General features: G+C 64.5%; 24 protein-coding genes. 10 read left to right on the forward strand and 14 right to left on the reverse strand.

What is annotated here, in order from left to right:
- Window positions 1–11 precede the first annotated feature (11 nt).
- The 4 genes from ACRQ5Q_RS35205 (at window position 12) to ACRQ5Q_RS35220 (ending at window position 3,185) form a co-directional block, all read left to right on the forward strand.
- Window positions 12–1,097, forward strand: a complete 1,086-nt coding sequence (locus tag ACRQ5Q_RS35205; protein WP_439370204.1) for an AraC family transcriptional regulator — start codon at window positions 12–14, stop codon at window positions 1,095–1,097.
- Window positions 1,098–1,481: 384 nt separating this feature from the next.
- Window positions 1,482–1,910, forward strand: a complete 429-nt coding sequence (locus ACRQ5Q_RS35210; RefSeq protein WP_439394502.1) for a universal stress protein — start codon at window positions 1,482–1,484, stop codon at window positions 1,908–1,910.
- Between the two features lie 75 nt (window positions 1,911–1,985).
- Window positions 1,986–2,378 carry a hypothetical protein gene (locus tag ACRQ5Q_RS35215; protein WP_439394504.1) on the forward strand — a complete coding sequence of 131 codons (393 nt, stop codon included), beginning with the start codon at window positions 1,986–1,988 and terminating at the stop codon, window positions 2,376–2,378.
- A 156-nt stretch (window positions 2,379–2,534) separates the two neighbouring features.
- On the forward strand, window positions 2,535–3,185 hold the full coding sequence (locus ACRQ5Q_RS35220) for a TetR family transcriptional regulator (protein WP_439370208.1): 651 nt from the start codon (window positions 2,535–2,537) through the stop codon (window positions 3,183–3,185).
- Window positions 3,186–3,335: 150 nt separating this feature from the next.
- Here ACRQ5Q_RS35220 and ACRQ5Q_RS35225 read toward each other — a convergent pair whose 3' ends face one another.
- The 6 genes from ACRQ5Q_RS35225 to ACRQ5Q_RS35250 form a co-directional block, all read right to left on the reverse strand.
- Window positions 3,336–4,121, reverse strand: a complete 786-nt coding sequence (locus ACRQ5Q_RS35225; protein WP_439370209.1) for an ABC transporter permease — start codon at window positions 4,119–4,121, stop codon at window positions 3,336–3,338.
- Entirely contained in the window at window positions 4,118–4,930 is an 813-nt protein-coding gene (locus tag ACRQ5Q_RS35230; protein ID WP_439375680.1) for an ABC transporter permease, read from the reverse strand. The genes ACRQ5Q_RS35225 and ACRQ5Q_RS35230 overlap by 4 nt, the downstream gene beginning before the upstream one ends.
- Window positions 4,931–5,000: 70 nt before the next feature.
- Window positions 5,001–6,047, reverse strand: a complete 1,047-nt coding sequence (locus ACRQ5Q_RS35235) for an ABC transporter substrate-binding protein (RefSeq protein WP_439394506.1) — start codon at window positions 6,045–6,047, stop codon at window positions 5,001–5,003.
- Between the two features lie 21 nt (window positions 6,048–6,068).
- Window positions 6,069–7,373 carry an NAD(P)/FAD-dependent oxidoreductase gene (locus ACRQ5Q_RS35240; RefSeq protein WP_439394508.1) on the reverse strand — a complete coding sequence of 435 codons (1,305 nt, stop codon included), beginning with the start codon at window positions 7,371–7,373 and terminating at the stop codon, window positions 6,069–6,071.
- 14 nt (window positions 7,374–7,387) lie between these two features.
- Window positions 7,388–8,104, reverse strand: coding sequence for an HAD family hydrolase (locus ACRQ5Q_RS35245; RefSeq protein WP_439370212.1), 717 nt, complete (start codon window positions 8,102–8,104; stop codon window positions 7,388–7,390).
- 33 nt (window positions 8,105–8,137) lie between these two features.
- Complete coding sequence (locus ACRQ5Q_RS35250; protein WP_439394510.1) at window positions 8,138–9,220, reverse strand: ABC transporter ATP-binding protein; 1,083 nt, start codon at window positions 9,218–9,220, stop codon at window positions 8,138–8,140.
- Between the two features lie 211 nt (window positions 9,221–9,431).
- Here ACRQ5Q_RS35250 and ACRQ5Q_RS35255 point away from each other — a divergent pair, with 211 nt between their 5' ends.
- Window positions 9,432–10,370 carry a LysR family transcriptional regulator gene (locus ACRQ5Q_RS35255; RefSeq protein WP_439370214.1) on the forward strand — a complete coding sequence of 313 codons (939 nt, stop codon included), beginning with the start codon at window positions 9,432–9,434 and terminating at the stop codon, window positions 10,368–10,370.
- Between the two features lie 223 nt (window positions 10,371–10,593).
- Here ACRQ5Q_RS35255 and uxuA read toward each other — a convergent pair whose 3' ends face one another.
- The 6 genes from uxuA to ACRQ5Q_RS35285 all read right to left on the reverse strand — a co-directional run bounded on the left by uxuA (window position 10,594) and on the right by ACRQ5Q_RS35285 (window position 16,937).
- The gene (gene uxuA, locus ACRQ5Q_RS35260) at window positions 10,594–11,784 is read right to left on the reverse strand and encodes a mannonate dehydratase (RefSeq protein WP_439370215.1); all 1,191 of its coding nucleotides are present in this window, start codon (window positions 11,782–11,784) and stop codon (window positions 10,594–10,596) included.
- A gap of 71 nt (window positions 11,785–11,855) precedes the next feature.
- On the reverse strand, window positions 11,856–12,905 hold the full coding sequence (locus ACRQ5Q_RS35265; protein WP_439370216.1) for an L-idonate 5-dehydrogenase: 1,050 nt from the start codon (window positions 12,903–12,905) through the stop codon (window positions 11,856–11,858).
- Window positions 12,902–14,308: a TRAP transporter large permease gene (locus tag ACRQ5Q_RS35270; RefSeq protein WP_439370217.1), complete on the reverse strand. Its 1,407-nt coding sequence runs from the start codon at window positions 14,306–14,308 to the stop codon at window positions 12,902–12,904. The genes ACRQ5Q_RS35265 and ACRQ5Q_RS35270 overlap by 4 nt, the downstream gene beginning before the upstream one ends.
- A 4-nt stretch (window positions 14,309–14,312) precedes the next feature.
- On the reverse strand, window positions 14,313–14,891 hold the full coding sequence (locus ACRQ5Q_RS35275; protein WP_439394512.1) for a TRAP transporter small permease: 579 nt from the start codon (window positions 14,889–14,891) through the stop codon (window positions 14,313–14,315).
- 190 nt (window positions 14,892–15,081) lie between these two features.
- On the reverse strand, window positions 15,082–16,041 hold the full coding sequence (locus ACRQ5Q_RS35280; RefSeq protein WP_439375681.1) for a sialic acid TRAP transporter substrate-binding protein SiaP: 960 nt from the start codon (window positions 16,039–16,041) through the stop codon (window positions 15,082–15,084).
- An 89-nt stretch (window positions 16,042–16,130) separates the two neighbouring features.
- Entirely contained in the window at window positions 16,131–16,937 is an 807-nt protein-coding gene (locus ACRQ5Q_RS35285) for a FadR/GntR family transcriptional regulator (protein WP_439394514.1), read from the reverse strand.
- 142 nt (window positions 16,938–17,079) lie between these two features.
- On the opposite strand from ACRQ5Q_RS35285, the gene ACRQ5Q_RS35290 reads away from it, so the two are divergent.
- The 4 genes from ACRQ5Q_RS35290 to ACRQ5Q_RS35305 all read left to right on the forward strand — a co-directional run bounded on the left by ACRQ5Q_RS35290 (window position 17,080) and on the right by ACRQ5Q_RS35305 (window position 21,652).
- The gene (locus ACRQ5Q_RS35290; protein WP_439394516.1) at window positions 17,080–18,549 is read left to right on the forward strand and encodes a mannitol dehydrogenase family protein; all 1,470 of its coding nucleotides are present in this window, start codon (window positions 17,080–17,082) and stop codon (window positions 18,547–18,549) included.
- A gap of 110 nt (window positions 18,550–18,659) precedes the next feature.
- Window positions 18,660–19,067, forward strand: a complete 408-nt coding sequence (locus tag ACRQ5Q_RS35295) for a nuclear transport factor 2 family protein (RefSeq protein ID WP_439394518.1) — start codon at window positions 18,660–18,662, stop codon at window positions 19,065–19,067.
- A 347-nt stretch (window positions 19,068–19,414) separates the two neighbouring features.
- Window positions 19,415–20,263: an SDR family oxidoreductase gene (locus ACRQ5Q_RS35300; RefSeq protein ID WP_439394520.1), complete on the forward strand. Its 849-nt coding sequence runs from the start codon at window positions 19,415–19,417 to the stop codon at window positions 20,261–20,263.
- Between the two features lie 120 nt (window positions 20,264–20,383).
- Window positions 20,384–21,652: a serine hydrolase domain-containing protein gene (locus ACRQ5Q_RS35305; RefSeq protein WP_439394522.1), complete on the forward strand. Its 1,269-nt coding sequence runs from the start codon at window positions 20,384–20,386 to the stop codon at window positions 21,650–21,652.
- A 448-nt stretch (window positions 21,653–22,100) separates the two neighbouring features.
- Here the strand turns inward: ACRQ5Q_RS35305 and ACRQ5Q_RS35310 are convergent, their stop codons facing one another.
- Both ACRQ5Q_RS35310 and ACRQ5Q_RS35315 read right to left on the reverse strand, forming a co-directional pair.
- A complete protein-coding gene (locus ACRQ5Q_RS35310) occupies window positions 22,101–22,286 on the reverse strand; it encodes a hypothetical protein (protein ID WP_439394524.1) in 186 nt (61 codons plus the stop codon).
- A 272-nt stretch (window positions 22,287–22,558) separates the two neighbouring features.
- Window positions 22,559–24,142 carry a porin gene (locus ACRQ5Q_RS35315; RefSeq protein ID WP_439370225.1) on the reverse strand — a complete coding sequence of 528 codons (1,584 nt, stop codon included), beginning with the start codon at window positions 24,140–24,142 and terminating at the stop codon, window positions 22,559–22,561.
- A gap of 504 nt (window positions 24,143–24,646) precedes the next feature.
- Between ACRQ5Q_RS35315 and ACRQ5Q_RS35320 the strand changes: the two genes are divergently transcribed.
- Complete coding sequence (locus tag ACRQ5Q_RS35320) at window positions 24,647–25,126, forward strand: MarR family winged helix-turn-helix transcriptional regulator (RefSeq protein ID WP_439370226.1); 480 nt, start codon at window positions 24,647–24,649, stop codon at window positions 25,124–25,126.
- Window positions 25,127–25,146 lie beyond the last annotated feature (20 nt).

Below are 25,146 nucleotides of genomic sequence, written 5' to 3' on the forward strand. Positions count from 1 at the left end.
CTCGGTGCCGAATGAGAACCGCCAAACACCCGTCGAGCGCCTTGCCATTGATCCCAACCTCGACCGGAGGGATAGCTCGCCTCGCATGCGCCAGACTTCGCGATGCGAGGATCGACCTGGCTCCGATCCTCTCGGCGGCAGGCCTGTTGATAGAGGACATCGAGAATCCCAAGCGCCGCATCGACGCGAGCGCGCAAATCAAGCTCCTTGAACTCGCCGCGAAGGAACTGCAGGACGACAGCTTCGGATTTCACCTGGCTCAAGGCTTCGAGCTGGGGGAGATTGGGCTGCTGTACTACGTCATGGCCTCATCAGAGCGACTCGTCGACGCACTACGCACTGGCGAACGCTACTGCGCGATCAACAACGAAGGAGTACGGCTGCGGACGTCCCTGGAGCAGGGATTCGCGATCGGTTTCGAGCATGTCAACATCGCTCGACGAGCGGATCGACACCACACGGAATTCTGGCTCGTTGCGCTTGTCCGTATCTGCCGCGCATTGACCGGCGCCAGGCTCGCGCCAAGGCAGATCAAATTGACGCACCACAGACACGAAACTCCTTCGGATGTCCGATCCCAGTTGGGATGCGGCATCACATTTTCGGCCGACAGGGACGAGGTGCTGTTTGCCGCGCAGATCGGCGCGTTACCCCTCTTAGGAGCTGATCCTCACCTCAACAAGCTGTTGCTTCGATATGCCGATGAAGCCTTGGCCAACCGGCCCTCGAGGCGGGGCAACTTACGGTCTCGCGTCGAGGATCAGATCGCACAATTGCTCCCGCACGGAAAGGCCAACGCTGCGGAGGTCGCGCGCCGTCTCGGCATGAGCCGGAGAACGCTCGCTCGGGCGCTATCGTCCGAAGGCGTGGGCTTCTCGAACATTCTCGAAGAGTTTCGAGATGCAATTGCCCGCCGTTATCTCCGAGAAGCGGAATTGCCAATTTCCGAGATCGCATGGTTGTTGGGCTACAGCGAGGTCAGTTCCTTCACACACGCTTTCGTTCGTTGGACCGGTGTCAGCCCAAGGATGTATCGCGATTCGAACGGTACTCGCATATACGCCGGCACAAGGCCTCAAAACCCTGGCACAGACTAGCAAGACCCGGCGGATCGTATTCCGCTAGACCTGCGCCATGCCTTCAAAGCTCCTGGCCAAGCTCACATCTCGCTGTTCCGAAGCCTGGGACGCGGCTTTCGGCCCCATGACCGGGCTCGACTGGTTTTTCCTGTTTTGCGTTGCCTGGCTCGCCAGTCTTTTGGCGTCGCTGGCCTGGGTCCTGTTCGCGACCTGAGCCTCACCCCATTGCGACCAGGGCGTCGCCGAGTTCGCCTCGACAGACGTCGAGGTTGCGCCAATTGCGGACAGCCTGATCGCGGTACAGTGAACCAACAGGTTGATTTATCTCAAGACTGCATTCGGAACGCGAGCTAGCTTATCTTTGCAAGGCAGCGATACGTCCGGGCAATCGGGAGATAGAGCATGTACCGGCACATTCTCATTCCGACAGATGGGTCTCAGCTAGCGGAGCGCGGGGTGGCGCACGGATTGGCGCTGGCGAAATCCCTTGGAGCCACCGTATCCTTCATCTTCGTCGTGGAAGCCTTTTCCGAAGTGTCGGGCCGGTTCCTCGAAGCAGTCGCAACATATGCCGAATTGCGCAAGGAACAGGCCGCGAGCGTATTGGAGGGGGTGGCAAATGCAGCCAGAACGGCCGGCGCTTCCTGCGAGACGATCCAAACGGAGAGCGGGCAACCCCATCAGGCCATCATCGCAGCAGCCACGGACAAGGGCTGCAATCTCATCGTGATGTCATCGCATGGGCGCAGCGGACTTGCCGCGCTGATCATCGGGAGCGTGACGAACAAGGTGCTTACGCATGCAAAGACTCCCGTCCTGGTCTGTCCATGAATGCGAGGACCCTGTTGAAGTCAAACCATCACACCGGAAGACGGCGACAGGGTCGTCGAGAAAGGGAGCCGCCAAATGTACACCCGGACTCTCCTGAGCACGGACGGCTCGGACGTCGCGAGAAACGGCATTAGGCATGGGATTGCTTTGGCAAAGGCGTTGATGGCCAAGGTGACGGTCATCGCCGTGACGGAATCACTGCCAATTGACTACGGGAGCGGCCACGCCTCGGGATGGATACCGTCGCAGCAGGAAATCGATGGCTTCGATGGGGCCTGCAAGGAACGTGCGGGCAAAGTCCTCGAACTGCGACTTGATTGTCATGGGCTCCCCATGAGATATCCAGCTGTGTCCCGACCATCCTTCCGCTGGGCCGCCGAAATCGCTGGCGATCGAGAATGCGAGCGAGCGCGTGATCCTTACTGCGGCCTTGCAGGAAAGCTCAGGCCCATGGCGATGGCGGACTGAGCTTCGGCGACATCTGAGCTGAAGTCGACATCAGGGCTGCGAGACTCTATCACCACTTCCTAGTACGTTTGTGCAATACGTGGATTGACCGTCGGGACGGACCAAATTTGCCTTCACCCTCAAGGGGATCCATGGAAACTGGCGGGACAAACAGCAATGCTCGAGCGCATGCCGCCCCCATCGAAGCGCATCAACGATCCCGAGCGCACCAAGCGCGACATCCTCGAAGTGGCGATGGCCGAATTCGCCTCGGAAGGCTATTCCGGCGCCCGCGTCGATGCGATCGCGGCGCGGACGCGCACGTCCAAGCGCATGATCTATTACTATTTCGGCGGCAAGGAGCAGCTCTACCTCGCGGTGCTGGAGGAGGCCTATCGCAGCATCCGCGCGCTGGAGGACCAGCTCGACATCGAAAGCTGCGACGCCCGCGAGGGCCTGCGCCGGCTGATCGAGGCGACATTCGACCACGACGAGCGCAACCCGAACTTCATCCGCCTCGTCTCAATCGAGAACATCCACCATGGCAAGCACCTGAAGCAGAACCTGCAGCTGCGCCAGCTCAACGCCAGCGTGATTGCGACCCTTGACGGCATCCTCGAGCGCGGCCGCACGGAAGGCGTCTTCCGCGACGACGTCGACGCGATCGACCTGCACCTTGCCATCTCCTCCTACTGCTTCTTCCGCGTCGCCAACCGCCATACGTTTGGGGCGCTGTTCGATCGTGACCTCAGCGAGCCCAGGGTGCTGGCGAAGAGCCGGACGCAGATCGTGGAGATGATCCTGGCGTGGCTGGGGGCGAGGAAATAACGGCTTTCGCCGGGGTGACGGTGGGAGACATTTGCACGCAACTGCCTCAACATCGTCATTGCGAGCGAAGCGAAGGAATCCAGAGTCTTTCCGCGGAGACAGTCTGGATTGCTTCGCTACGCTCGCAATGACGGAGGACGGGGCGCCCCCTCATCCAGCCTTCTTCTGCCGCGTGCCCGCCAGCAGCACCAGCATGAAGGACGCCGCCGTCATCAGCGTCGAGATCGCGGCAATCGTCGGATCGATCTCGTCGCGGAGCGCGGTGAACATGCGCTTGGTCAGCGGCTGATACTGGCCGCCGGAGATGAACAGTGCGACGATGGTTTCGTCCATCGCCGAGATGAAGGCGAAGATGCCGCCGGCAACCACGCTGGATTTGATCTGTGGCAGCGTCACCGCGAAGAAGCTGCGCAGGCGGTTCATGCCGAGGCTGCGCGCCACCATCTCCTGCGCGGGATCGAAGCTCTGCAGGCCCGCCAGCACGGAGATGACGACATAGGGCAGGCCCAGCATCACGTTCGCCAGCACGAGGCCGGGCATGGTCGCGACCAGGCCGACCCTGGCATAGACGAAGAAGATGCCGACCGCGGTGATGATGATCGGCACCACCAGCGGCAGCAGCAGCGCCATGTGGATCAGCCGCATGATCCGCAGCTTCGACTGGCTGATGGCGTAGGCAGCGGCCACGCCGAACGGTGTCGCGATCACCACGGTGAGGAGCGCGACCGTCAGCGTCACCCGCGTCGCCTGCATCCAGGCGGGGTTGGCGAAATATTGCTGGTACCAGCGCAGCGAGAAGGACGGCGGCGGGAAGGTCAGGAAGCGCGCGCTGGAGAACGAGATCGGTGCGATGATCAGAACGGGAAGGATCAGATAGACCAGCACCAGCGCGCTGATCGCGTAGAGGGCCATTCGGGCGGGCGAGGCGCGCATCATTTCTGCCCCAGCACACGATCGAGCGAGATGAAGCGGCTGACGACGAAGAAGATCGCGAGCACGCCGAGGAGCAGCACCACGGCAACCGCGCTCGCCGCGCCGAACTGGTTGTAGAGCTCGACATTGCGACTCACCAGCATCGACACCATCACCGTGCGTCCGCCCCCGAGCAACTCCGGCGTGATGTAGAAGCCGAGGCAGAGCACGAACACCATGGTGCAGCCGGCGAGCACGCCCGGCAGCGACAGCGGGAGGAACACGCGCATGAAGGTCAGTGACGGGCTCGCGCCCAGGCTGGCTCCGGCCTGCATCAGATCGTTCGGGATCTTCTGCATGGTGGCATAGAGCGGCAGGACCATGAACGGCAGCAGGATGTGCACGGTCGCGACCACCGTGCCGAAGGTGTTGTGGACCAGCGCGAGCGGCTCGCTGATGACGTCGAGATAGCGCAGGAATTGGTTGATCACGCCGGTGCGCTGCAGCAGCGCGAGCCAGGCATAGGCGCGCACCAGCACGCTGGTCCAGAACGGCAGCACCACCAGCGACAGGATCAGGATGCTCCATCCCTTCGGCACCGAATTGGCGAGATAGGCCACGGGATAGCCGAGCAGCAACGCGATCACCGTGACCGCGAGGCTGATCTCGAAGGTCAGCGCAAAGCTGCGCCAGTAGACGTCTTCGGTGAAGACGCGGCGATAGTTCTCCAGGGTGAAGCCGTCGTGGTAGATCGACTGCCAGGCGAGCCAGCCGACCGGCAGCACGACCAGGGCCAGAATCACCAGCAGCGCCGGCGACACCAGTGCCAGCATCAGGCCGTGCTCGCGGCGCTGATGCTTCTGGGAAGGATCTGGCACGGATGTCGTCAACGCTGACCTCGCCTTACTTCTGCATGAACGATGCCCAGCGCTTCTCGGCGGCTTCGCCAGCCGGCGAGGACCACCAGGCGTAGGACATCAGCGCCTGCTTCGCCGCATTGGCCGGCTCGCTCGGCAGCTGCGCGGCGCGCTCGGGCTTGATCACGCCCGTCTCGAACGCCTTGGGGTTGCCCGGACCGTAGTCGATGTGCAGCGGCAGATTGGCCTGGTGCACGGGATCGACGGCCTCGTTGAGGAATTTCACCGCCGTTTCCAGGTTCGGCGCGCCCTTGAGGATGCAGAGCGAGGTGCTCTGCAAAATGCCCTCGTTATAGGTGAAGGCGACCTTGGCGCCTTCCTTCGCGACGGCGCTGACGCGACCGTTCCAGGCCATCTCCATGTCGACCTCGCCGTCGTTGAGCAGCTGCGCCGATTGCGCGCCCGAGGTCCACCACACCGTGATGTGCGGCTTGATCTCCTCCAGCTTCTTGAACGCGCGATCGACGTCGAGCGGGTAGAGCCTGTCGGGTGCGACGCCGTCCGCCATCAGCGCCGCCTCGAGCGTCGCGAACGGATGATTGCGCAGCGCGCGGCGGCCGGGGAATTTCTTGACGTCCCAGAAATCGGCCCAGCTGTTCGGCGCGTCCTTCGGGAAGGTCTTCTGGCTGTAGGACAGCACGCTGGAATAGAACTCGTAGGACACCGAGTATGGGCTGCGATAAGCCTCCGGCATCGCCGCGCCGTTGGGTATCTTCGAAAAGTCGAGCTTCTCGATCAGCCCCTGCTCGCCGCCGCGCAGGCAGTTGCCGGTCGGGGTGTCGACGACATCCCAGATCGGCTTGCCGCTGCCGACCTGGGTCTTGATCGCGGGCCAGGCGTCGGGAATGGAGTCCTGGTTGATGGTGATGCCGAGCTTCTTGGCGGAGGGATCGAGGATCGCCACCGTCTGCGCCTGCTGATAGGCCCCGCCCTGCGAGACGAAGGTGATCTGCTCGGCGGCATCGGCCGCACTGGTCAGTCCGATTGCGCCCAGCAGCGCGCAGCCCAATCCAAAGCTTCGTTTCAACGTCATCCTCACCTCCTCCAAATGATCTCACTGACCGATCGCATCGAGAAACTGGTACCAGCCGGCGACCATGCGCACGGCGGGCTCGCGCAGCGGATAGAACGGAATGGCCATCGGCCGTGCATCGAGCAGGCCCAGGTCGGGCGTCTCGCCGCGCACGAAGGCGGCGAGATAACGGCCCATCAGGCTCGACATCGCGACGCCGGCGCCGTTGTAGCCGACCGAGAACAGCGTGCGATCGTCGAGCCGGCCGATATGCGGCACCGAATCCAGCGTCATCGCCACGAGGCCCGACCATTTGTATGCGAGCGGGACGTCGGCGAGATCGGGGAAGATGCCGACCATCGCCTCGCGCAAGGCATCGAACGCGGCTTGCGAATCCTGCTTGCCGAAGGCGCCGCGGCCGCCGAAGATCACGCGGTTGTCGACCATGCGGAACCAGCGCATCATGCGCTTGGTCTCGGTGTAAGTGCGCCCCGTCGGCATCAGCTTCCCCGCGAGATTGCGCGGCAGCCGCTCCGTCGCGATGATGGCGCTGCGGAACGGGATCAGCGTGCGCTGCAGACGTGCGGTGGCGCCGGTCAGATCCGAATAGCTGTTGGTGGCGATGATCGCCTGCCTGGCGCGCACCGCCCCTCGCGGCGTCTCGGCGACGACGCCGTCCTTGTCGCGCCGAAGCGTGACGACCGGCGACTGCTGGAAGATGGCGACGCCGCGGCGCGCCACACCGTCGGCGAGGCCGCGCAGATAGTTCAGCGGATGGATGCCGCCCGAGCCGGGATTGAGCACGCCGCCGACGAAGATGTCGGAGCCGGTCTCCTCGCGCACGCCGTTTTTGTCGAGGATGCGGACTTCGGCAGAGCCCATCTCGCGCGTCATCCAGTTGGCTTCGTCGATCGCGGCCCTCAGCGTCGTCTCGTTGTGGGCAGCCTTGACCTGGCCGGTACGCGTGAGGTTCGCGCTGGTGATGCCGAATTCGGAGACGAGCTCCTCGACCATGTCGGTCGATTCATGCGCGATCTCGTACATGCGCCGCGCCATGGCGCGGCCATGCGCGGCGTCGATCTCGCGGAACGAGAGGCGGAATTTTGCGGTGATCACGCCGCCATTGCGCCCGCTCGCGCCCCAGCCGGGGTGGTTGGCCTCGAGCACGACGGGGCTGAGCCCGCTCTTGGCGATGTGGTGCGCGGCGGAGAGGCCCGTATAGCCCGCGCCGATGATCACCACATCGGCCTGTTGCTCGTTCGACAGCACGGGATAGTCGCGCGCCGGCGCCGCCGTGGCTTCCCACAGCGAATTGACCGACGGCAGCGCGCTCCAGTCCCGTGTCATGCCACAGCTCTCCGTTATGCCGCCGGACCGATCGCAGCGTCCGCGAGCGCCTTCAGCGTCGGGAAATGGAAGTCCGGCTTGGTCAGCGTCTCCACCGCCGGCGTGCCGCCAAAGCCGGCCATGCCCTGGCGCCGCTCGATCCAGCACACTTGGTAACCGAGCTTCCGCGCGATCCCGATGTCGTGATACTGGCTCTGCGCGACGTGCAGGATGTCGGACTGCTTGTAGCCGAAGGCGGACTGGCGGCCCTTGTTGTAGGCGAAGAACTCCGGATTGGGTTTCGCAACGCCGGTATCGTCGGCGCAGACGGTGTCGTCGAAGGGATTGCCGAGCGCATGCGCGTAGCACGACAGCGCGACCCGGTCGGCATTGGTCATCGCCACCAGGCGGAACTTCGTGCGCAGGCGCTTGAGCGCCTCGACGGAATCGGCGAACGGCCCCCAGCGCAGCACGGCGAGCTGGAACACGTCGCATGAGGCGTCATCCGCCGGCAGCCCGAGCTCTTGCGCGAGGTGGCGGTAAACGTAAAACATCACCTCGCTCGAGCGCTCGTGATGCTTGTCGCGGCCACGCTTGTAGGATTCGAAGATCTTGTCGTCGCTGAGCTCGGCCGGCGTCTTGCCGGAGATCTTGCGCACCGCGGACAGCACGCCGGTCTCGAAATCGATCAAGGTACCGACGACGTCGAAGGTGAGGACCTTGAAATTGCTGAACGCGGCTTGGGTCGACATTTTGGCTTCTCTCGGGTTGGATGAGGCTGAAGTTCAGTCCCCCACCCTGGGGACGACAATGGTGTCCTCGGGGTGGAGCGTGACGGTGAGGCTGCCGCCGAGCGGCGGAATGCGGGTGTAGGCCTGGTGGTAGCTCGGCTGGCGCAGGCTGAGCGCGATGCCGTCGGCGAGCGCGAGGAATATGCGCAGGCTCTCGCCCTGGTAGACGATGTCGGTGACCGTCCCGGTCAGCCGGTTGCAGGCGGCGTCCTGCGCGCCGTCGTCGATCAAGAGCTTCTCGCTGTGTACGGCCAGCATCAGGGCATCGCCGTCGGGGATGGCGCGGGCGCTGCGCAGCAAGGCATTGCCGAGCGCGACGCTGGACCCGTCGACGCGGCGGACCGGCAGCATCGTGGCTTCGCCGATGAAGCTGGCGACGAAGGAATCGGCGGGATGATCGTGCAGCCGCGCCGGCTCGTCGATCTGGACCAGCCGGCCGTCCTTCATGACGGCGACGCGGTCGCTCATGGTCAGCGCCTCGCGCTGGTCGTGAGTGACGTAGATGATGGTGGCGCCGATGCGCTTGTGCAGCGCGCGCAGCTCGATCTGCATGGATTCGCGCAGCTGCTTGTCGAGCGCGGAGAGCGGCTCGTCCATCAGGATCAGCCGCGGCTCGAAGATCATCGCGCGTGCGAGCGCGACGCGCTGGCGCTGGCCGCCGGAAAGCTGCGCGATGCCGCGCTCCTCGTAGCCGGCAAGGCCGACCATGCTGAGCGCCGCGCGCACCTTGTCCGGCCAGGAGGATTTCGGCAGGCGGCGCGCACGCAGGGGAAAGGCGACGTTCTCGCCGACGCTCATATGCGGAAACAGCGCGTAGTTCTGGAACACCACGCCGATGTCGCGCTTGTGCGGCGGCATGTAAGAGACGTCGCGGCCGCCGAAGAGAATGGTGCCCGACGTCGGCAGGATGAAGCCGCCGAGGATGCCGAGCAGCGTGGTCTTGCCGGAGCCGGAGGGGCCGAGCAGCGAGACGAATTCACCGGCGCCGACATTGAGCGAAACGTTGTCGAGGGCGCGAACGGCGCCATAGGCCTTACTGGCGGACTTGATCTCGACGCTTTCCGCTCGCTTGTCCAACGACCGACCTCGCCATGTCCCTGCGCTGGGGTGCCTCGCTGCACGCCATAAGCCTGCTTTATAGACAGGGGTTTGGAGCACTCGCGACCGAAGCGTGCGCCGCACCAAATCTCCGCTCGAAGGCCCTGTCTTTCGGCTGTCATCCCAATGACACCAGACTTGCGAAAACTCGGCAATTGCCAAATTCTCACCGCGCACATAACATGACGTTATGCCTGAGCTTCGCCGCATGCTGCCGTCCAGCAACGCCCTGTTCGTCTTCGACGCAGCAGCGCGCAATGGCAGCTTCACGGCGGCGGCCGCGGAATTGAACGTGACGCAGCCGGCGGTGAGCCGGATGCTCGGCCAGTTCGAGGAGCATCTCGGGGTTCGCCTGTTCGACCGCAAGGCGGGCCGCGCGGTGCTCACCGAGGAAGGCGAACTCTTGTATCGCCGCGTCCTCGAAGGCTTCCGCAGCATCGAGAGCGGGCTCGTCGAGATCGAGCGGCGACGCAAGGGCACCGAGACGGTGACGTTGTCGGTCTCCTCCGCCTTCACCACGCATTGGCTGATGCCGCGCATCGACAAGCTGCAGAAGCAGTTCCCGCAGGTCGATCTGCGCTTCCAGCTCATCTCAGGCGCGCTGCGCGGGCCGGTGGAGAATGTCGATCTCGGCATGCGCTTCCGCGATCGCGACGAGCCCTCGTCCGGCGGCACGCTGATCATGAAGGAAGTGATGCTGCCGATGTGCAGCCCCGGCTATCTCGGCGAGAGCGATCCCGCCGAGGGCAACACCATCATCCGCCTCGCCGAGACGCCGGGCGACTGGGCCGCCGATTACGCCTCGCTGCTCACCGGGCGCTGCGGCGCGGCCAAGGCGCTCAGCTTCACCGACTATGCCGTCGTGGTGCAGGCCGCGCTGCTCGGCCAGGGCATCGCGCTCGGCTGGCTGACGGTCGCCTCGCACTGGCTGCTGACCGGCGCGCTGGTGCCGGCCTCCGACACGCTCACCACCACCCGCCGCGTCTGCGAATTCCTGCCGCCGCGTAGCCGCCCGATGCGCCCGATCGCCGCCGAGATCCGCGACTGGATCATCGCGCAGATGAAGAGCGAGATCGCCGCCATCGACCGGCTCTATCCGAAGCTCGGCGCGATGGAGGCGTGTTACTAGGCAGGCGGTGTCGAGGTGAGGCGCCTCTCTCCACGTCATTGCGAGCGCAGCGAAGCAATCCAGAGTCTTTCCGCGGAGGGATTCTGGATTGCTTCGCTGCGCTCGCAGTGACGATGTGGATGGGGCTTTCGTATAGCAGGCTCACTCGCGGAGAGTCCCCCTCACCCGGAATTTGCTCCGCAAATTCCGGCCCCTCCCCGCAGGCGGGGAGAGGCGAAGAGCCTCACCGATGCTCGATCGCGCGGATTGCGCCGCGCAGCTCCGCGAGGCCGCGCAGGCGGCCGATCGCGGTGTAGCCGGGATTGGTGCGCTTGGTCGCGGCGAGATCGTCGAGCATGCGGTGGCCGTGGTCGGGCCGGAACACGATTCGCCTGTCCGGCGAGCGCCGCGCGTTCTCCTTCAAGAGCGCCTTGAGCACCGCGATCATGTCGACGTCGCCGTCGAGATGGTCGGACTCGTAGAACGACAAGCCGTCCGCCTCGCGCTTGGTCGCGCGCAGATGGGCGAAGGCGATGCGCGGCCCGAAGCGTTCGGCCATTTCGGGCAGGTTGTTCTCCGCGCGCACGCCGAGCGAGCCCGTACACAGGCAGATGCCGTTCGCCTTCGACGGCACGGCGTCGAACAGCGCCTGATAGTCTTCGGCGCTGGACGCGACGCGCGGCAGGCCAAACAACGGCCGCGGCGGATCGTCGGGATGCAAGGTCAGGGAGACGCCAAGCTGCTCGGCGACCGGCGCGACACGCGCGAGGAATTCCGCGAGATGCTGCCTCAGGATTTTTGGCGTGATGTCGCGATAGGTCTCCAGCCTGTCGCGGAATTGCGGGATCGTCATCGGTTCCGTCGTCGAGCCCGGCAGCGCGCTGGCGATGACCATGACGAGGTAGTCGATGTCGGCCTGGCTCATCTGGTCGAACAGTTTTTTCGCGCGTGCCTGCTGCTGGGGCGAATACTCCTGCACCGCCGCCGGACGCTTGAGGATATGCAGCTCGAAGGCGGCAAAGCGATCCTGGTCGAAGCGCATGGCGCGGGCGCCGTTCGGCAGCTCCCATTCGAGGTCGGTGCGGCACCAGTCGACCACCGGCATGAAGTTGTAGCAGATGATCTTGATGCCGGAAGCGGCCACCGCCTCCAGGCTCGCGATCCACGCCTCGATCGACTTGGTCGCCTTAGCCCCGAGACGCTTGACGTCGTCAGGGATTGGAATCGATTCCACCACCGACCAGGTCAGCTTTGAGCGGCCAGGCTGGCCGTGCTCGATGAAGTTCTTGCGCTCCTCCACCGCCTTGCGCGTCCAGGCCTCCCCGATCGGCACCTGATGCAGCGCCGAGACGATATCGCTCGCCCCGGCCTGCCTGACGTCATCCAGCGAGACCGGATCATCGGGCCCGTACCAGCGCCATCCCTCGAGCATCATGAGACTCTCCTAAAGCGTTTTCGAGCGAAGCGGGTACCGGTCGCGTGAAGAAAACGCGTCAAAACAAAAAGTCAGTTCGCGGTCAGCACCACCTTGACGCTCTGCGAGCGGTCGAGCGCCAGCCGCAGCGCGTCCGGCGCGGCCGACAGCGGCCGCTCGGCGGTCACGAGCGACAGCACGTCGACGCTGCCGGCGGAAATCAGTTCCACCGCGGTCATGAACTCGAAGCCGAAGCGGAACGATCCGCGCAGGTCGATTTCCTTGGCCATCACGGCGTTCGACGGCGTCGGAATCTGGCCGCCCGGCAGATTGCCGATCTGCACCACGACGCCGCCGCGCCTGACGATGCCGATCGCGCTGGCAAGGCCCGCAGCCGTGCCCGAAACCTCGAAGGCGACGTCATAGGGGCGTGCAGCGGCCTGCGGCTTCAGGCCCTCCTCGCCGGCTGCGACGTTCTCGACATGCGAGGCGCCGAGCTTGGTCGCAAAAGTCAGGGGCGCCGGCGCGATGTCGGCGACCGTGACGTCGGCCATGCCGGCGCGGTGCGCGGCGAGCATGGTCAGAAGCCCGATCGGGCCGGCACCAAAGATGATGCCGCGCTTGCCTTCGATGTTGCCGGCGCGCGCAACCGCGTGCAGGCAGACCGCGAGCGGCTCGGCGAGCGCCGCGGCCTGGTAGGAGACGTGATCCGGGATCTTGACGCACTGCGCCGGGACCGCATCGAAGTAATTGGCGAAGCCGCCCTGCATGTGCGGCGTCTTCGACGCCGAGCCCATGAAATAGATGTTCTCGCACAGGTTCGGCCGGCCCTCGCGGCAGGCGACGCAATGGCCGCACCAGCGCGACGGGTTGACCGCAACGCGGTCGCCTACCTTCAGGTTGGCGGCGGCGCCGGAGATCTCCACCACCTCGCCGGAGATCTCATGTCCCAGCACCAGCGGCGACTTCACCACGAAGTCGCCCGTGCGCGCATGGCGGAAATAGTGCATGTCGGAGCCGCAGATGCCGCCGGCGCCGAAGCGGATACGCACCATGCCGGAGGCGAGCTTCTCGAGCGGATACTCGATCATGCGCAGGTCTTCGGGGCCGAACAGGGTTGCGGCGAAAGCAGTCGAGGTCATTTGGAGAGTCCCATGTATTTAGGCAGCCAGAGGGTCAGTTCGGGAATGTAGGTGATCGCGATCAACGCGAGCATCAGCGGCACCAGCCAGGGCAGGATCGCGACCGTCGTGCGCTCGACCGAGAGTTTTGCGACGCGGGCGAGCACGAACAGCACCATGCCGAGCGGCGGATGCAACAGGCCGATCATCAGATTCAGCGTCATGATCAGGCCGAAGTGGATCGGATCGATGCCGAGCTTGAGCACGATCGGCAGCAGGATCGGCACCAGGATGGTGATCGCCGCCGTGGTGTCGATGAAGCAGCCGACGAACAGGATCAGCACGTTGGCGAGCGCCAAAAACACCCATTTGTTGTGGGTGATGCTGAGCATCCAGTCCGACAGCATCTGGGCGGCCTGCGACACCGTCAGCAGCCAGGCGAAGATCGAGGCTGCGGTGACGATGAACAGCACCGAGGCCGTGGTCTCGATGGTGTCGAAGGTCGCCTTCGCCACCGTCTTCAGCGTCATGGTGCGGTAACGGATGAGGCCCAGGAACAGCGACCAGATCACGGCTGCGACGGCCGCTTCCGTCGGCGTGAACCAGCCGAGCGTCATGCCGCCGATCAGGATCACGGGCGCCATCAGCGCCATCACCGCCGAGAAGTCGAAATACCAGTCGATCAGGAGCAGCGTGCCGAGGCCGATGACGACCGCCATGTTCACCGACATGCCGGCAACCACCATCAGCCAGATCGCGAGCGGGAAAGCGAGCACGATGGCGATCTCGAGCCCGGCCGAGCCGAGCTGCGGCCAGGAGAACGGCGTGTCGCTGCCCCACTTGTTCTTGTGAGCGAAATAGGTGACGGTCGCCATCATCAGCAGCGTCATGACGATGCCGGGAATGACGCCGCCCAGGAACAGCGCGCCGATCGAGACATTGGCCATCATGCCGTAGATCACGAAGGGCAGAGACGGCGGAATGATCGGCCCGAGCGTTGCCGACGCGGCGGTGACGCCGACCGAGAATTCGGTGGAGTAGCCGTGATCCTTCATCGCCTTGATCTCGATGGTGCCGAGACCGGCAGCGTCCGCGATCGCGGTGCCCGACATGCCGGAAAAGATTACCGAGCCGATGATGTTGACGTGGCCTAGACCGCCGCGCATCCAGCCGACCAGCGCGACCGCGAACTTGTAGATGCGGCCGGTCACGCCGGCGATGTTCATGAGGTTGCCGGCCAGGATGAAGAAGGGCACGGCGAGCAGCGGAAAGCTCTCGACGCCGGCGATCATGCGCTGGGCCAACGTGACGTCAGGGGTCACGCCGCTGACCAGGATGTAGAGCAGCGACGACGCGGCCATGGCTATCGCCACCGGAACGCCGAGCAGCATCAGGACGAGGAAGCCTCCAAGCAACAGCAACATGGCATTACCCTTCGAAACCGTCGTAGGCGCCGGGACGCTCAAGGATCGAATAACCCTGGCGCAGATGCTGCAACGCGACCTGCACCGAGCGCACGAACATCAGCACGAAGCCGGCCAGCACGGCGTAATAGACGTAGTCCTTGGGAAGATTGATCGTGGTCATCGATTCATCACCGATGATCTGGATGTAGACCCAGACCAGCTTGATGGCGTAGCCGAAGAAGGCGATCCGGATCAGATCGATGATCGTCGACAGCACACGCGCCACGAGGCGGGGCAGATAGCGGTAGACGAGATCGACCTGGATATGGCGGGACAGCCGCACGCACATCGAGGCGCCGATGAACACCACGCCGATCAGGCAGTAGGTCGCGATCTCCTCGGTCCAGGCATAGCTGTCGTTGAGCACGTAGCGGGTGAAGAACTGGAGGAAGACGGCAAGCGCCATCACCCAGAAGATCGCCAGCGCCACCCAGTCCTCGAAAGCGTAGACGCCGAGATCGACCTTGGGCGTCGCCTCCTCCTCGAAGGTATGCGCGATCTCGTCCGCGGTGATCTGCCGGTGTATTTCGGCGGTCGACATGGCTGTGCTCCTCAAACCTCGCTCACGTGGTTCCGGGGCGACGCGTCAGCGTCGAACCCGGAATGACGTCTTTGTTCCACCAACTCCGCTCCTCATTCTGAGGAGCTTGCGAAGCAAGCAACTCGAAGGATGGCCCCGGGCGAGATCGGGGCCTTCATGGTTCGAGACGCGCGTTCCGCGCCCGGCTTGCTTATTTCACGTCCTGGATCCGCTCCCAGTCAGCCTTGCGGTAACCGAACGTCTCGAACGGAACGTTCTTCAGAACGATGTCGCGGAACTCGTTCTTGTCGACCTCGGTCACGGTCAGGCCCTTCTCCTTGAAGAAGGCGACCAGCTTGGCCTCGTTCTGCTTGATCTCGGCGGTCGCCTTGGCAGCGGCCTCCTGCGCGACCTCGGTGAAGATCTTCTTGTCTTCGTCGGAGAGCTTCTTCCAGAGCGCGCCCGCGACCACCGTGTTGAGGTGGTCGACGATGTGGCCGGTCAGCACGATGTGCTTCTGCACCTCGTAGAACTTCTTGGCCTCGATCGTGGTCAGCGGGTTCTCCTGGGCCTCGACGGTGCCGTTCTGGAGCGCGAGATAGACTTCAGCGAAGGCGATCGGGGCAGTGTTGGCGCCGCAGGCGCGCGGCATCGCGAGGTAGGCCGGAACGTCGGGCACGCGCATCTTCAGGCCCTTGAGGTCGGCGCAGCTCTTGATCGGCTTGTTCGACGAGGTCTGGCGCACGCCGTAATAGGTCACCGCGACGATGTGGTGGCCGCTCTTGTCCTCATAACCCTTGGCGAGCTCCTTGAAGATGTCGCTCTTGGTGTAGGCGAGGAGATGGTCCGAGTCGCGGAAGGTGTAGGGATAGTAGGTCACGCCGATCGGCGCAAAGCTCTTGGCCGCGAAGCTCGAGCCGGAGATGATGATGTCGACCGAGCCGAGCGAGAGGCCCTGGTTGATGTCGGCTTCCTTGCCGAGCTGCGAGGCCGGATAGACGTCGACCGTGTAGCGTCCGTTGGTGCGCTTGCCGATCTCCTGCGCGGCCCAGACCGAAGCGGTGTGGAACGGCTCCGAGGTCTCGTAGACATGGGCCCATTTGAGCTTGGTCTGCGCCAGGCCGGCATGGGTCGTGGCAAGCATCGCCGCGGCGGACACCGCGAGCATCATCGTCATCTTCTTCAACACTGACTTTTCCTCCATCGTTCAAGTCTGCTTCGTGTTCGCCCGCTCCTTAGGCGGATGCGGGCCGCCCAATTTCATCGCCGTCGCCCGCTGCCGCTTTTGGCGCGTTCCTTGGCCTGCTTCTTCGGTGGCCGCTCTGGCTTTGCCGGCGCCGTCCGACTGCGGGCCGGCGATCCGGCCGCGGTCTCGGCGCCAAAGTTCTGCGCAAAGCGCTCCTGCGAGCGCACCAGATGCTTTCGCATGGCCTCGCGGGCGGCGTCGGGATTGTGTGCCGCAATCGCATCGCGCACGGCGCGATGCTCGTCGAGCGCGGTGCGCCACGTGCCGGGGCTCTCGAAATAATGCGCGAGGTGCGCGAAATAGGGATTGAGACGCTGGTCGAACAGCTCACCGACCACGCGCACCAGCACGGCATTGCCGAGGCTTCCGGCGATCGCGACGTGGAACGCGCGGTCGTGGACCATCGAGGCCTCGCCGGGATGCTCGACATTCTCCATCGCGACAAGCGACGCATCGATGCGGGCGACATCGTCCTTCGTCGCGACGCGCGCGGCCTGTTCGGCGATGGCACTTTCCAGGAATTCGCGGGCGCGCAGCAGCTCGAACGGACCCTCGATGACGGCGGCAGCCGGCGCGGGCGCGGCGTCCGCAGCTTCGATCACATAGATGCCGGACCCGACGCGGATGCGGACGCGGCCTTCGACCTCGAGCGCGATCAGCGCTTCGCGCACCGTCGGCCGCGATACCTTGAGCTGCTCGGCGAGCTCGCGCTCGGTCGGCAAGCGGCTGCCGACCGCGTACTCGCCGCTGTCGATCAGGCTTCGCAATTGATCGGCGACCTGGCGATAAAGCCGTCTCGCCTCCACAGCTTCCAGCGGCACGCTGGTCCTCCCGGAAGGGTCGCGCGAGGTCGTCGTAACCCGCTGCCCGCCAATTTTGGAAAATTGGTCTTACCAATTGACCGGAGCATTGACCGAGGACTGGCACCATGTCAAGCAGCGGCAAAGCAAAGGGGACACGTCCATGCGCCTTGGCAGCGCCAATCTCGACCGCTTGCCGCCGGCCATCCGCCGCCCGGCCTATGACCGCTCGCGCGTTACGCCGGGTGTCGTGCATCTCGGCCTCGGCGCCTTTCACCGCGCGCATCAGGCCATCGTCCTCGACGATTGCATTGCTGGCGGCAGCATGTCCTGGGGTATCGTCGGCGCCAGCCTGCGCAGCCCGGATACGCGCGACGCCCTCGCCCCGCAGGATCATCTCTATACGGCTGCCGTACGCGCCGCCGAAGGCACCGAGCACCGCGTCGTCGGCGCCCTGCTCGACAGCGTCGTCGCGCGCGAGAAGCCGGCTGCGCTGGTCGAGCGGATGGCCGATCCCGCCATCCGCATCGTCTCGCTCACGGTCACCGAGAAGGGCTATTGCCACACGCCGCAGACCGGCGATCTCGACGAGCGGCATCCCGATGTCGTGCACGACCTCAACAATTTTGACGCGCCGCGCTCGGCACCCGGCTTCATCGTGGCTGCGCTGGCGCGCCGGCGCGCACAGGGCCTAGCGCCTTTCACAGTGCTGTGCTGCGACAACCTCGCCGCCAACGGCCACACCGTGCAGCGGATCGTAGCGCAGTTCGCCGCGCTTCGCTCCAAGGATCTCGGCAAGTGGATCGCGGACAACGCCGCCTTCCCTTCGACCATGGTCGACCGCATCGTGCCGGAGACAACGGATGCCGACCGCGATGCGGTGTCATCCGCGCTCGGCATGCGCGACGCCTGGCCCGTGATGACCGAGCCGTTCACGCAATGGGTGGTCGAGGATCGCTTCACCGCGGGCCGGCCCGACCTCGCCGCTGCCGGGGTCGAACTCGTCACCGACGTCAAGCCGTTCGAGCTGATGAAGCTGCGGCTGCTCAACGCCAGCCATTCGGCGCTGGCCTATCTCGGCTATCTCGGCGGCTACGAGACTATCGCCGACACGATGCGGGATCCGCACTTCGCGCGCCTCGCCGCGCGCGTGATGGAGGAGGCCGCGGTGACGCTGACGATGCCAGCAGGAACGGACCTCGCCGCCTATCGCGCCTCGCTGCTCAAGCGCTTCGCCAACCCGGCGCTGTACCATCGAACCTGGCAGATCGCGATGGACGGCTCGCAAAAGCTGCCGCAGCGCCTGCTCGGCGCGATGCACGATCGTCTCGCGAGGGGCCTGCCGATCGCAACCCACGCGCTCGCGGTCGCCGGCTGGATGCGCTACGTCACCGCAACCGACGAGCACGGCCGCGCCATCGACGTGCGTGATCCCCTCGCCGCCGAGTTCGCGGGCCTCGCGCGCGATGCTGGTCCCGTGGCCGAACGGCTCGCGCCGGCCCTGCTCGGAGTCAAGAAGGTGTTCGGACCCTTGGGTAACGAGCCGCGCCTGCGTGAGGCCGTCACAGCCGCGCTCGGCCGTCTCTATCAGGATGGCGCGCGGCGGGCGGTGGAGACACTCCTTTCCGCCTGATCACAAAGCAGGCAGCGGCCTCCTCAATGCTGCACTGCGGTCAAAATCGAGTGCAAAATCAAACGCAAGTCGCGCTTGATTTTTACCTGTCATTGCCGCACCCGAGAGGCATGGCAAAGGACAGCAAGGTCATCGCCGCGAACGCGGCCTTCTATGCCGCCTTCTCCACCGGTGACGTCGCCGGCATGGAGCGGATGTGGGCGGACGACGACGGCATTTCCTGCATCCATCCCGGCTGGCCGGCCATCATCGGCCGTGCCAAGGTGATCGGAAGCTGGCGCGACATCCTGCGAAACCCGCAGCGGCCGCAGATCGCCTGCGCCGAACCGCAGGCCATCATCGACGGCGACAGCGCCCGCGTGCTCTGCATCGAGATCGTCGACGGCACTGCCTTGGCGGCTACGAACCATTTCCGGCGCGTCGGCGACGGCTGGCGCCTGGTGCATCACCAGTCGAGCCCGATCGCCCAGATTGTCGAGCAGGCTGAGGACGATAGAACGAGCCGCCGCGTCCACTGAACGGGGCGAACACGCAAGCGTGATCTACTGTGCATGGGGTTGTTTTCCGACTTTCTTGTTGGCGGCCGCATCCAAGCCCGGACAGATCGTCCAGCACGACCCGCGTCTCGGCCAGCGTGCCGTCGACATCGAAGATCAGCGCGGCCGCGCGCCGAATCAGAGCCGTGGGCGCCAGAGCGACCGCATCTGCCGGCATGATCGACGCCTCCCTTGACGATGACGTCTGACCATCGCCTGCACTGGAGGCCGGGACAAATCGCAATATCTTTTGCCGGACTCAGAAATCTCTTATGAGCGACTGGCGCGCATCTGGCGCGACGGGAACTCCGGACCTGCACGGGAGACGCATGCGGCTCTTCATCCTCGGCCTCGGCTACAGTGCCCGGCATTTCGTCCGCAAGTTCGGCGGGGCCTTCGCGCACGTCGCCGGCACCGTGCGCGATCCGGGAGCGCGAAACGACCTGCCGGATATCGAAGTGCACGCCTTTTCCGGCAGCCCTCCAGCTGACGCGACGCTCGAACGGATCAGCGACGCCGATGTCCTCCTGGTATCGATCCCGCCCGGCAGTGGCGGCGATCCCGCGCTGGCGGCCTTCGCAGACGTGCTGGCGGAGCGCCACCGCAAGATCATCTATCTCTCGACCATCGGCGTGTATGGCGATCACGCAGGCAGCTGGGTGGACGAGAGCACGCCGCCCCAGGCCGCCTTCGAGCGCACGCGCCTGCGGCTCGCGGCCGAGCAGGCCTGGACCAATGGCGGGTCCGGCCATGTCGTGATCCTGCGGCTTGCCGGCATCTACGGTCCCGGCCGCAACGCGCTGGTGACGCTGCGAACCGGCACGGCGCGGCGGATCATCAAGCCGGGGCAGGTCTTCAACCGCATCCATGTCGACGACATCGCGAGCACGATCATGGCCGCCATCCAGCACGGGCGCGGCGGCACCTTCAACGTCTGCGACGACGAGCCCGCGCCGCCGCAGGACGTGATCGCCTATGCCGCGCAGCTCATGGGCGTTGCGCCGCCGCCGGAAGAGTCGTTCGAGATTGCCGAGATGTCGCCGATGGCGCGCAGCTTCTATGCCAGCAGCGCCCGCGTCTCCAATGCGAAATTGAAGCACGAACTCGGCGTCACGCTGGCTTATCCGAGCTATCGCCAGGCCCTGGATGCGCTGTGGCGCGCAGGCGAAGGCCGATAGGTTCCGCTACGCCCGGCGCCTCCCTGACATGCCCTGCCCGCGCTTGACTTCGCTCCAGCGCGGTCGTGATCTAGGGCTTGAGCGAGCCATTCGCATAACGCGCTCGCCTGGGAGGATCAAATGAACAAGACGATCACCATGATCGCGGCGGCGGCTGCCGCGATCACGCTCGGTGCCGCGCACGCCGCACCGCTGCCCGAAGCCAATCCCGATGACGCCGGTTTCTCGAAGCAGGGTCTTGCGCGGCTCGACAGCTTCTTCGCGCGCGAGATCGCCGCCAAGCGCGTCCCCGGCGCGGTGGTCGCGATCGCGCGGGACGGCAAGCTCGTGCACTACAAGGCCTACGGCATGCTCGATCCCGACAAAGGCACGCCGATGCCGGTCGATGCGATCTTCGCACTCGCTTCGATGACCAAGCCGATGGCAGCGGTCGCCGCCCTGACACTGATGGAGAAGGGGCAGCTACCGCTCCAGGCCAAGCTGTCCGATTACTATCCCGGCTTTGCCGACATGAAGGTCGGCGTGCCCCAGAGCGACGGCTCGCTCAAGCTCGAGCCGCAGGCCTCGCCGATCTTCATCCACGATCTCTACCGGCACACGTCCGGATTGATGTATGGCGGCCGGCCGGACTCATCGAGCCCGGTGGCGCGGCAATATCCTGACGGCGTCGCGCCGGCGATCGAGGGCGACACCCAGGCCTTCATCGACCGCATGACGAAACTGCCGCTGGCGCATCAACCCTCGACCGAGTTCGAATACGGCTTTTCGATCGACGTGCTCGGCGCCGTCGTCGAGAAGGTGAGCGAGCAGAAGCTCGGCGACTATCTCGCCGCCAATGTCTGGCAGCCGCTCGGCATGAAGGACGCGACCTTCTACCCGACCGACGCGCAACGCCCTCGTCTCGCCCGCCCGTTCGCCAACGATCCGCTGACCGGCAAGCCGCAGGCCATCAAGCTGCTCGACACGCCGACGAAGTTTGATTGCGGCGGCGCCTGCTCGTTCGCGACCATCGGCGATTACGTCCGCTTCGGGCAGATGCTGCTCAACGGCGGCGAGCTCGAGGGACAGCGCATCCTCGGTCCGAAGACCGTCCATCACATGACGAGCAATCATCTCGGCCCCGAGATCAAGAACAACGTGGCGAATGTCGAGCCGCATCGCGGTGGATTCGGCTTCGGCCTCTCGGTCGCGGTCCGCACCAGCGAGGGCCTGTCGTCGGTGCCCGGCAATCCCGGCGAGTTCACCTGGAATGGCGCCTACGGGACGCAGTTCTTCTGCGATCCGAAGGAGCGTCTCGTCGTCGTCGTGGGCACGGCGGCGCCTGGCGAGCTCCGGAAATATTATCGCGAGCAGGTCCAGGACATCGTCTATGGCGCGATGGTGAAGTGACCGTGCCTCGGTCAGGAAGGGCGGCCGCTCGGGCCGCCCTTGTAAAGTGCAGCGTCAGGCGGGCAATTTGCGGGCGACTCGCTTGATCATCGTCGTTGCGAGCGCAGCGAAGCAAGGCCGGAGTCTGTCCGCGGCGGGATTCTGGATTGCTTCGCTACGCTCGCAATGACGGAGCATGCGGCAGCAGCGTCGCTCGTTCGGCTCGCGTTTCGAATCGCAGACATGCCTTCGCATCCTCGCGGCTGATTTCACCCGAGCTTTGCTTGATCGTTCCGCCCTCTCGATCCAAGAGCAACTGTGCTGGAAGTAGCCCGGTGACCGGCCGGCCTCAAGGCTGGCGCTGGCGCGCCCCCGCCTGCGGCGGCTGACGGCCTTGCCCCCGTCCGCTCACCGGTCTTTTGGCTTTGCAAGCGCTCGGTCGAGGACCGAGCGCGGTAGGCACGCTCGCTCAGCTCAGCGCGTAGCGGCCAGGATCCCATTTTTGGCGTCGTGCGATCATGGTGTTGAGGATGCTGATCAGCTTGCGCATGCAGGCGATGATGGCAACCTTCGGCTCTTTTCCCATGGCAATCAGGCGCTGATAGTAGGCCTTCAGGACGGGATTGTTGAGCGTGGCTGCGCCAACACAGGGCATGTAGATGGCGTTACGGACCCAGCGGCGGCGGTAAAGCGGAATGTTTTTGACGCAGCAGATTGACAGCGGGCAACACAGGCCCGGTGCCGTAGCCCGGATGGAGCGGAAGCGAACTCCGGGACGGCCGTTCGGCGAGACGACTTTCCCGGATGATACTGCGCTTCATCCGGGCTACGGGGCTTCGCTGCCCCAGCCTCAAATCATCGGCCTCACACAACAAAAAACACCCGGCGGTTTCCCGCCGGGTGCTCTCCTGGATCTTTCGACAGATTTTACCAGTTGCGCTGAGCGCGGAGGATCATGGCGATCGAGTCCTGATCCTTCAGCTGGTAGGTCGCGGTCGGCTTGGCAGTCACGACGTTCGGAGAGAAGGTCACCGTACCGTCGTACTTCTGGTCGAGGTGGGTCCAGGACACGTCAGCCGAGAACGTCAGGTTCTTGACCGGGGTCCAGCGGGTGACGAGACCGAGCTGACCGATCGCGAAGTCCGGGTTGCACGAGGTGACGCCAGCCAGGCCGCCGAACACGCCGCCAGCACCACCGGCGCCGCAGATCGTGGTCTTGGCCAGCGTGCCGAACTGGGCCTGAGCGTAGGCACCGTAGATCGCGGTGTTCCAGTAGGGATCCCAGTTGTGCGTGTAGGCGCCACGGAAGCCCCAGGTCTTGACGGTTTCCTGCGAGCTGCCGGTCACGTACACCGTGTCCGGAGCGTTGGCGAAGCCGACGCTGCCATAAGCACCAGCAAGACCCGAGCTGCCGTACAGCGCGTAGCTGCTGCCCGACAGGTTCTGGAAGTTGTAGCGGGTCGCACCGTCGGTGTAGACGCCCTGGATGTTGATCGTGTCACCCGCGCCGGTCGGGATGTTCTTGATCGACAGAGCGAGCTGAACCGCCCAGCCCCACTTGTCGTCGGGGTGGCCGGTGACTTCGGTCGCGCCGTAGTAGCCGACGTGGTTGTCATGCGCAGCGACCGACGCCTGGAACAGGCCCCAGGCCTGGTCGACACGGACCTGACCGACGAGGTTCGGCGAACGCGAGCCGCCGAGAGCGTTGGTGCCGTACGAGCCACCGGCGATGCCAGCGACGGACGCGCCGGTCATGTTGAGGTTGCCGGCCTGATAGTACTGGGTCGCATCCTCAGCCGAGAACGAGGCCGTCACGCCCTGGCCGAAATCGGCCGTGTAGGTGAACTGGGTGACGCCGGTCACGGTGCCGCTGCCGCCGACGAGGTTGTCGGTGATGTTGCCGGGATAGTTGGTCCAGGGCGCGTCGAACTGCGACACGGCCTTACCCATCGTGAAGCCGGCGAACTGGATGAAGGCGTAGTACACGCCGAGCCCACCACCCCCGGTGTTGCCGTCGGTGCCGTTCACCGCGCCAGAGCCGTTCGAACCGACGAGGCCGGTGCCCGCAGCGTTGAGACCGAGCGTACCGCTGTACTGGGTCCCACCCGTTGCCGAACCGGTGGGCGTATAGTTGCCGGTCGTCCAGGTGAACACGCCGTCGAAGAAGGTGCGGACCACGCCGTACTCGGTCGCGGTGCGCGTGTCGATGTTCAGGTCTTCACGAGCGCGGAAGGTGTAGTAGTTCATCAGGCGGTTGCGAGCACCCGCAGTACCGCCCTGGTTCGGATTGAAGTCCGAGTTAGTGTTCAGGTTTGCGTCGGCGCGCAGGTAACCACCGAGCTTGATGCAGGTGTCGGTGCCCGGGATGTAGTAGAAGCCGGCGCCGTAGAGCGAGCAGATCTTCACGTATTCGACCGCCTTGGCCTTCACGGGAAGATCGGCTGCGAACGCACCGGAGACGGCCATCAGGCCGGCTGCCGAGCCGAGAAAGAGCGTCTTCGTCAACTTCATTAGATAAACCTCCAGGTCGGTTCAGGGGGCTCGGCTCCTCGATGGAGGCCGCTTGACCCTCTCAATTTCCGTTCAATTCAGGTCGGCACTGACGTTCCGGACTGAAACGACAGCGAGGTGCCCCCCCTCCGTCGTGGATTCACATATAGTTTATAAAAACAATGGCCTCAATTCATTGATTTGCTGAAGCGCAACTTCGGAAAAGGCTGTTGCCTGCGCGCAACAGGAGACAAATGCCGCAAGCCAACCGATTGAAACCAAAGAAAAAGCCCTCAGGGGGCATCCCGAGGGCTTTCTTGGAGGTCTCACATCGCTGGTCATTGACATTGGGTCAAGAGCAGCAAATTCTGAGTAGGTAGAGGCGTAACTTAATCAATTGCTTTCTGCAAGCATTAAATGACGACACGTTTTTCCAAATGAAGCGATCTGTGCGAGACGGCCTGCCAATATCCCGGTAAAAGGCTGATCAGAGCCAAAACAAAAATGGCCAACGGGGGAAGCCACATGATCGAGAAGAAGCTCGACCGGGCGATTACGGACTTCATCTGGAATATCGTTGAAATCCACTCGCAGCTCGAGGACATCCACAGCAGCTGGGCTGGACTGCTCGGTATTACCGAGCCGCAATGGCTGATCCTGATGGCTATCACCGAGCTGGACGAGGGACGAGGCGTCGCCGGAATCGACATTGCGAACAAGCTGCGGATCCACCCCGCCTTCGTAACCAACCAGACCAAGAGTCTCGAGAAGGGTGGCTTCCTGTCGCGACGGCCGGCGGCCGACGACGCCCGCTTCGTTCTGATGTCGCTGACCGAAAAGGCGACAACGGACATCGAAAAACTGTCCAAGCGGAAGCTCGCCCTGAACTCGACCATGTTCAACGACCTCGACGAGAAGACCCTCGCCGATCTGAATGCCGCGCTCGGGACCATTGCCAAGAATGCGCGGCTCGCTGCACGGCTGCTGGCCATCGACGTTTCATGATCCTCGGCCCTTGGCGATGC

Origin of the sequence: Bradyrhizobium sp. PMVTL-01 (assembly GCF_051861855.1) — a bacterium.
GTDB lineage: Bacteria > Pseudomonadota > Alphaproteobacteria > Rhizobiales > Xanthobacteraceae > Bradyrhizobium.

Coding starts and splice junctions, on each gene's coding strand:
- ACRQ5Q_RS35205 (WP_439370204.1), top strand. CDS start 12: ATGAGAACCGCCAAACACCCGTCGAGCGCCTTGCCATTGATCCCAACC.
- ACRQ5Q_RS35315 (WP_439370225.1), bottom strand. CDS start 24,142: ATGAAGTTGACGAAGACGCTCTTTCTCGGCTCGGCAGCCGGCCTGATG.
- ACRQ5Q_RS35245 (WP_439370212.1), bottom strand. CDS start 8,104: ATGTCGACCCAAGCCGCGTTCAGCAATTTCAAGGTCCTCACCTTCGAC.
- ACRQ5Q_RS35305 (WP_439394522.1), top strand. CDS start 20,384: ATGAACAAGACGATCACCATGATCGCGGCGGCGGCTGCCGCGATCACG.
- ACRQ5Q_RS35270 (WP_439370217.1), bottom strand. CDS start 14,308: ATGTTGCTGTTGCTTGGAGGCTTCCTCGTCCTGATGCTGCTCGGCGTT.
- ACRQ5Q_RS35230 (WP_439375680.1), bottom strand. CDS start 4,930: ATGCTGGCACTGGTGTCGCCGGCGCTGCTGGTGATTCTGGCCCTGGTC.
- ACRQ5Q_RS35265 (WP_439370216.1), bottom strand. CDS start 12,905: ATGACCTCGACTGCTTTCGCCGCAACCCTGTTCGGCCCCGAAGACCTG.
- ACRQ5Q_RS35280 (WP_439375681.1), bottom strand. CDS start 16,041: ATGATGCTCGCGGTGTCCGCCGCGGCGATGCTTGCCACGACCCATGCC.
- ACRQ5Q_RS35210 (WP_439394502.1), top strand. CDS start 1,482: ATGTACCGGCACATTCTCATTCCGACAGATGGGTCTCAGCTAGCGGAG.
- ACRQ5Q_RS35235 (WP_439394506.1), bottom strand. CDS start 6,047: ATGACGTTGAAACGAAGCTTTGGATTGGGCTGCGCGCTGCTGGGCGCA.
- ACRQ5Q_RS35320 (WP_439370226.1), top strand. CDS start 24,647: ATGATCGAGAAGAAGCTCGACCGGGCGATTACGGACTTCATCTGGAAT.
- ACRQ5Q_RS35275 (WP_439394512.1), bottom strand. CDS start 14,891: ATGTCGACCGCCGAAATACACCGGCAGATCACCGCGGACGAGATCGCG.
- ACRQ5Q_RS35240 (WP_439394508.1), bottom strand. CDS start 7,373: ATGACACGGGACTGGAGCGCGCTGCCGTCGGTCAATTCGCTGTGGGAA.
- ACRQ5Q_RS35295 (WP_439394518.1), top strand. CDS start 18,660: ATGGCAAAGGACAGCAAGGTCATCGCCGCGAACGCGGCCTTCTATGCC.
- ACRQ5Q_RS35310 (WP_439394524.1), bottom strand. CDS start 22,286: ATGCCCTGTGTTGGCGCAGCCACGCTCAACAATCCCGTCCTGAAGGCC.
- ACRQ5Q_RS35290 (WP_439394516.1), top strand. CDS start 17,080: ATGCGCCTTGGCAGCGCCAATCTCGACCGCTTGCCGCCGGCCATCCGC.
- ACRQ5Q_RS35225 (WP_439370209.1), bottom strand. CDS start 4,121: ATGATGCGCGCCTCGCCCGCCCGAATGGCCCTCTACGCGATCAGCGCG.
- ACRQ5Q_RS35300 (WP_439394520.1), top strand. CDS start 19,415: ATGCGGCTCTTCATCCTCGGCCTCGGCTACAGTGCCCGGCATTTCGTC.
- uxuA (WP_439370215.1), bottom strand. CDS start 11,784: ATGATGCTCGAGGGATGGCGCTGGTACGGGCCCGATGATCCGGTCTCG.
- ACRQ5Q_RS35220 (WP_439370208.1), top strand. CDS start 2,535: ATGCTCGAGCGCATGCCGCCCCCATCGAAGCGCATCAACGATCCCGAG.
- ACRQ5Q_RS35255 (WP_439370214.1), top strand. CDS start 9,432: ATGCCTGAGCTTCGCCGCATGCTGCCGTCCAGCAACGCCCTGTTCGTC.
- ACRQ5Q_RS35215 (WP_439394504.1), top strand. CDS start 1,986: ATGTACACCCGGACTCTCCTGAGCACGGACGGCTCGGACGTCGCGAGA.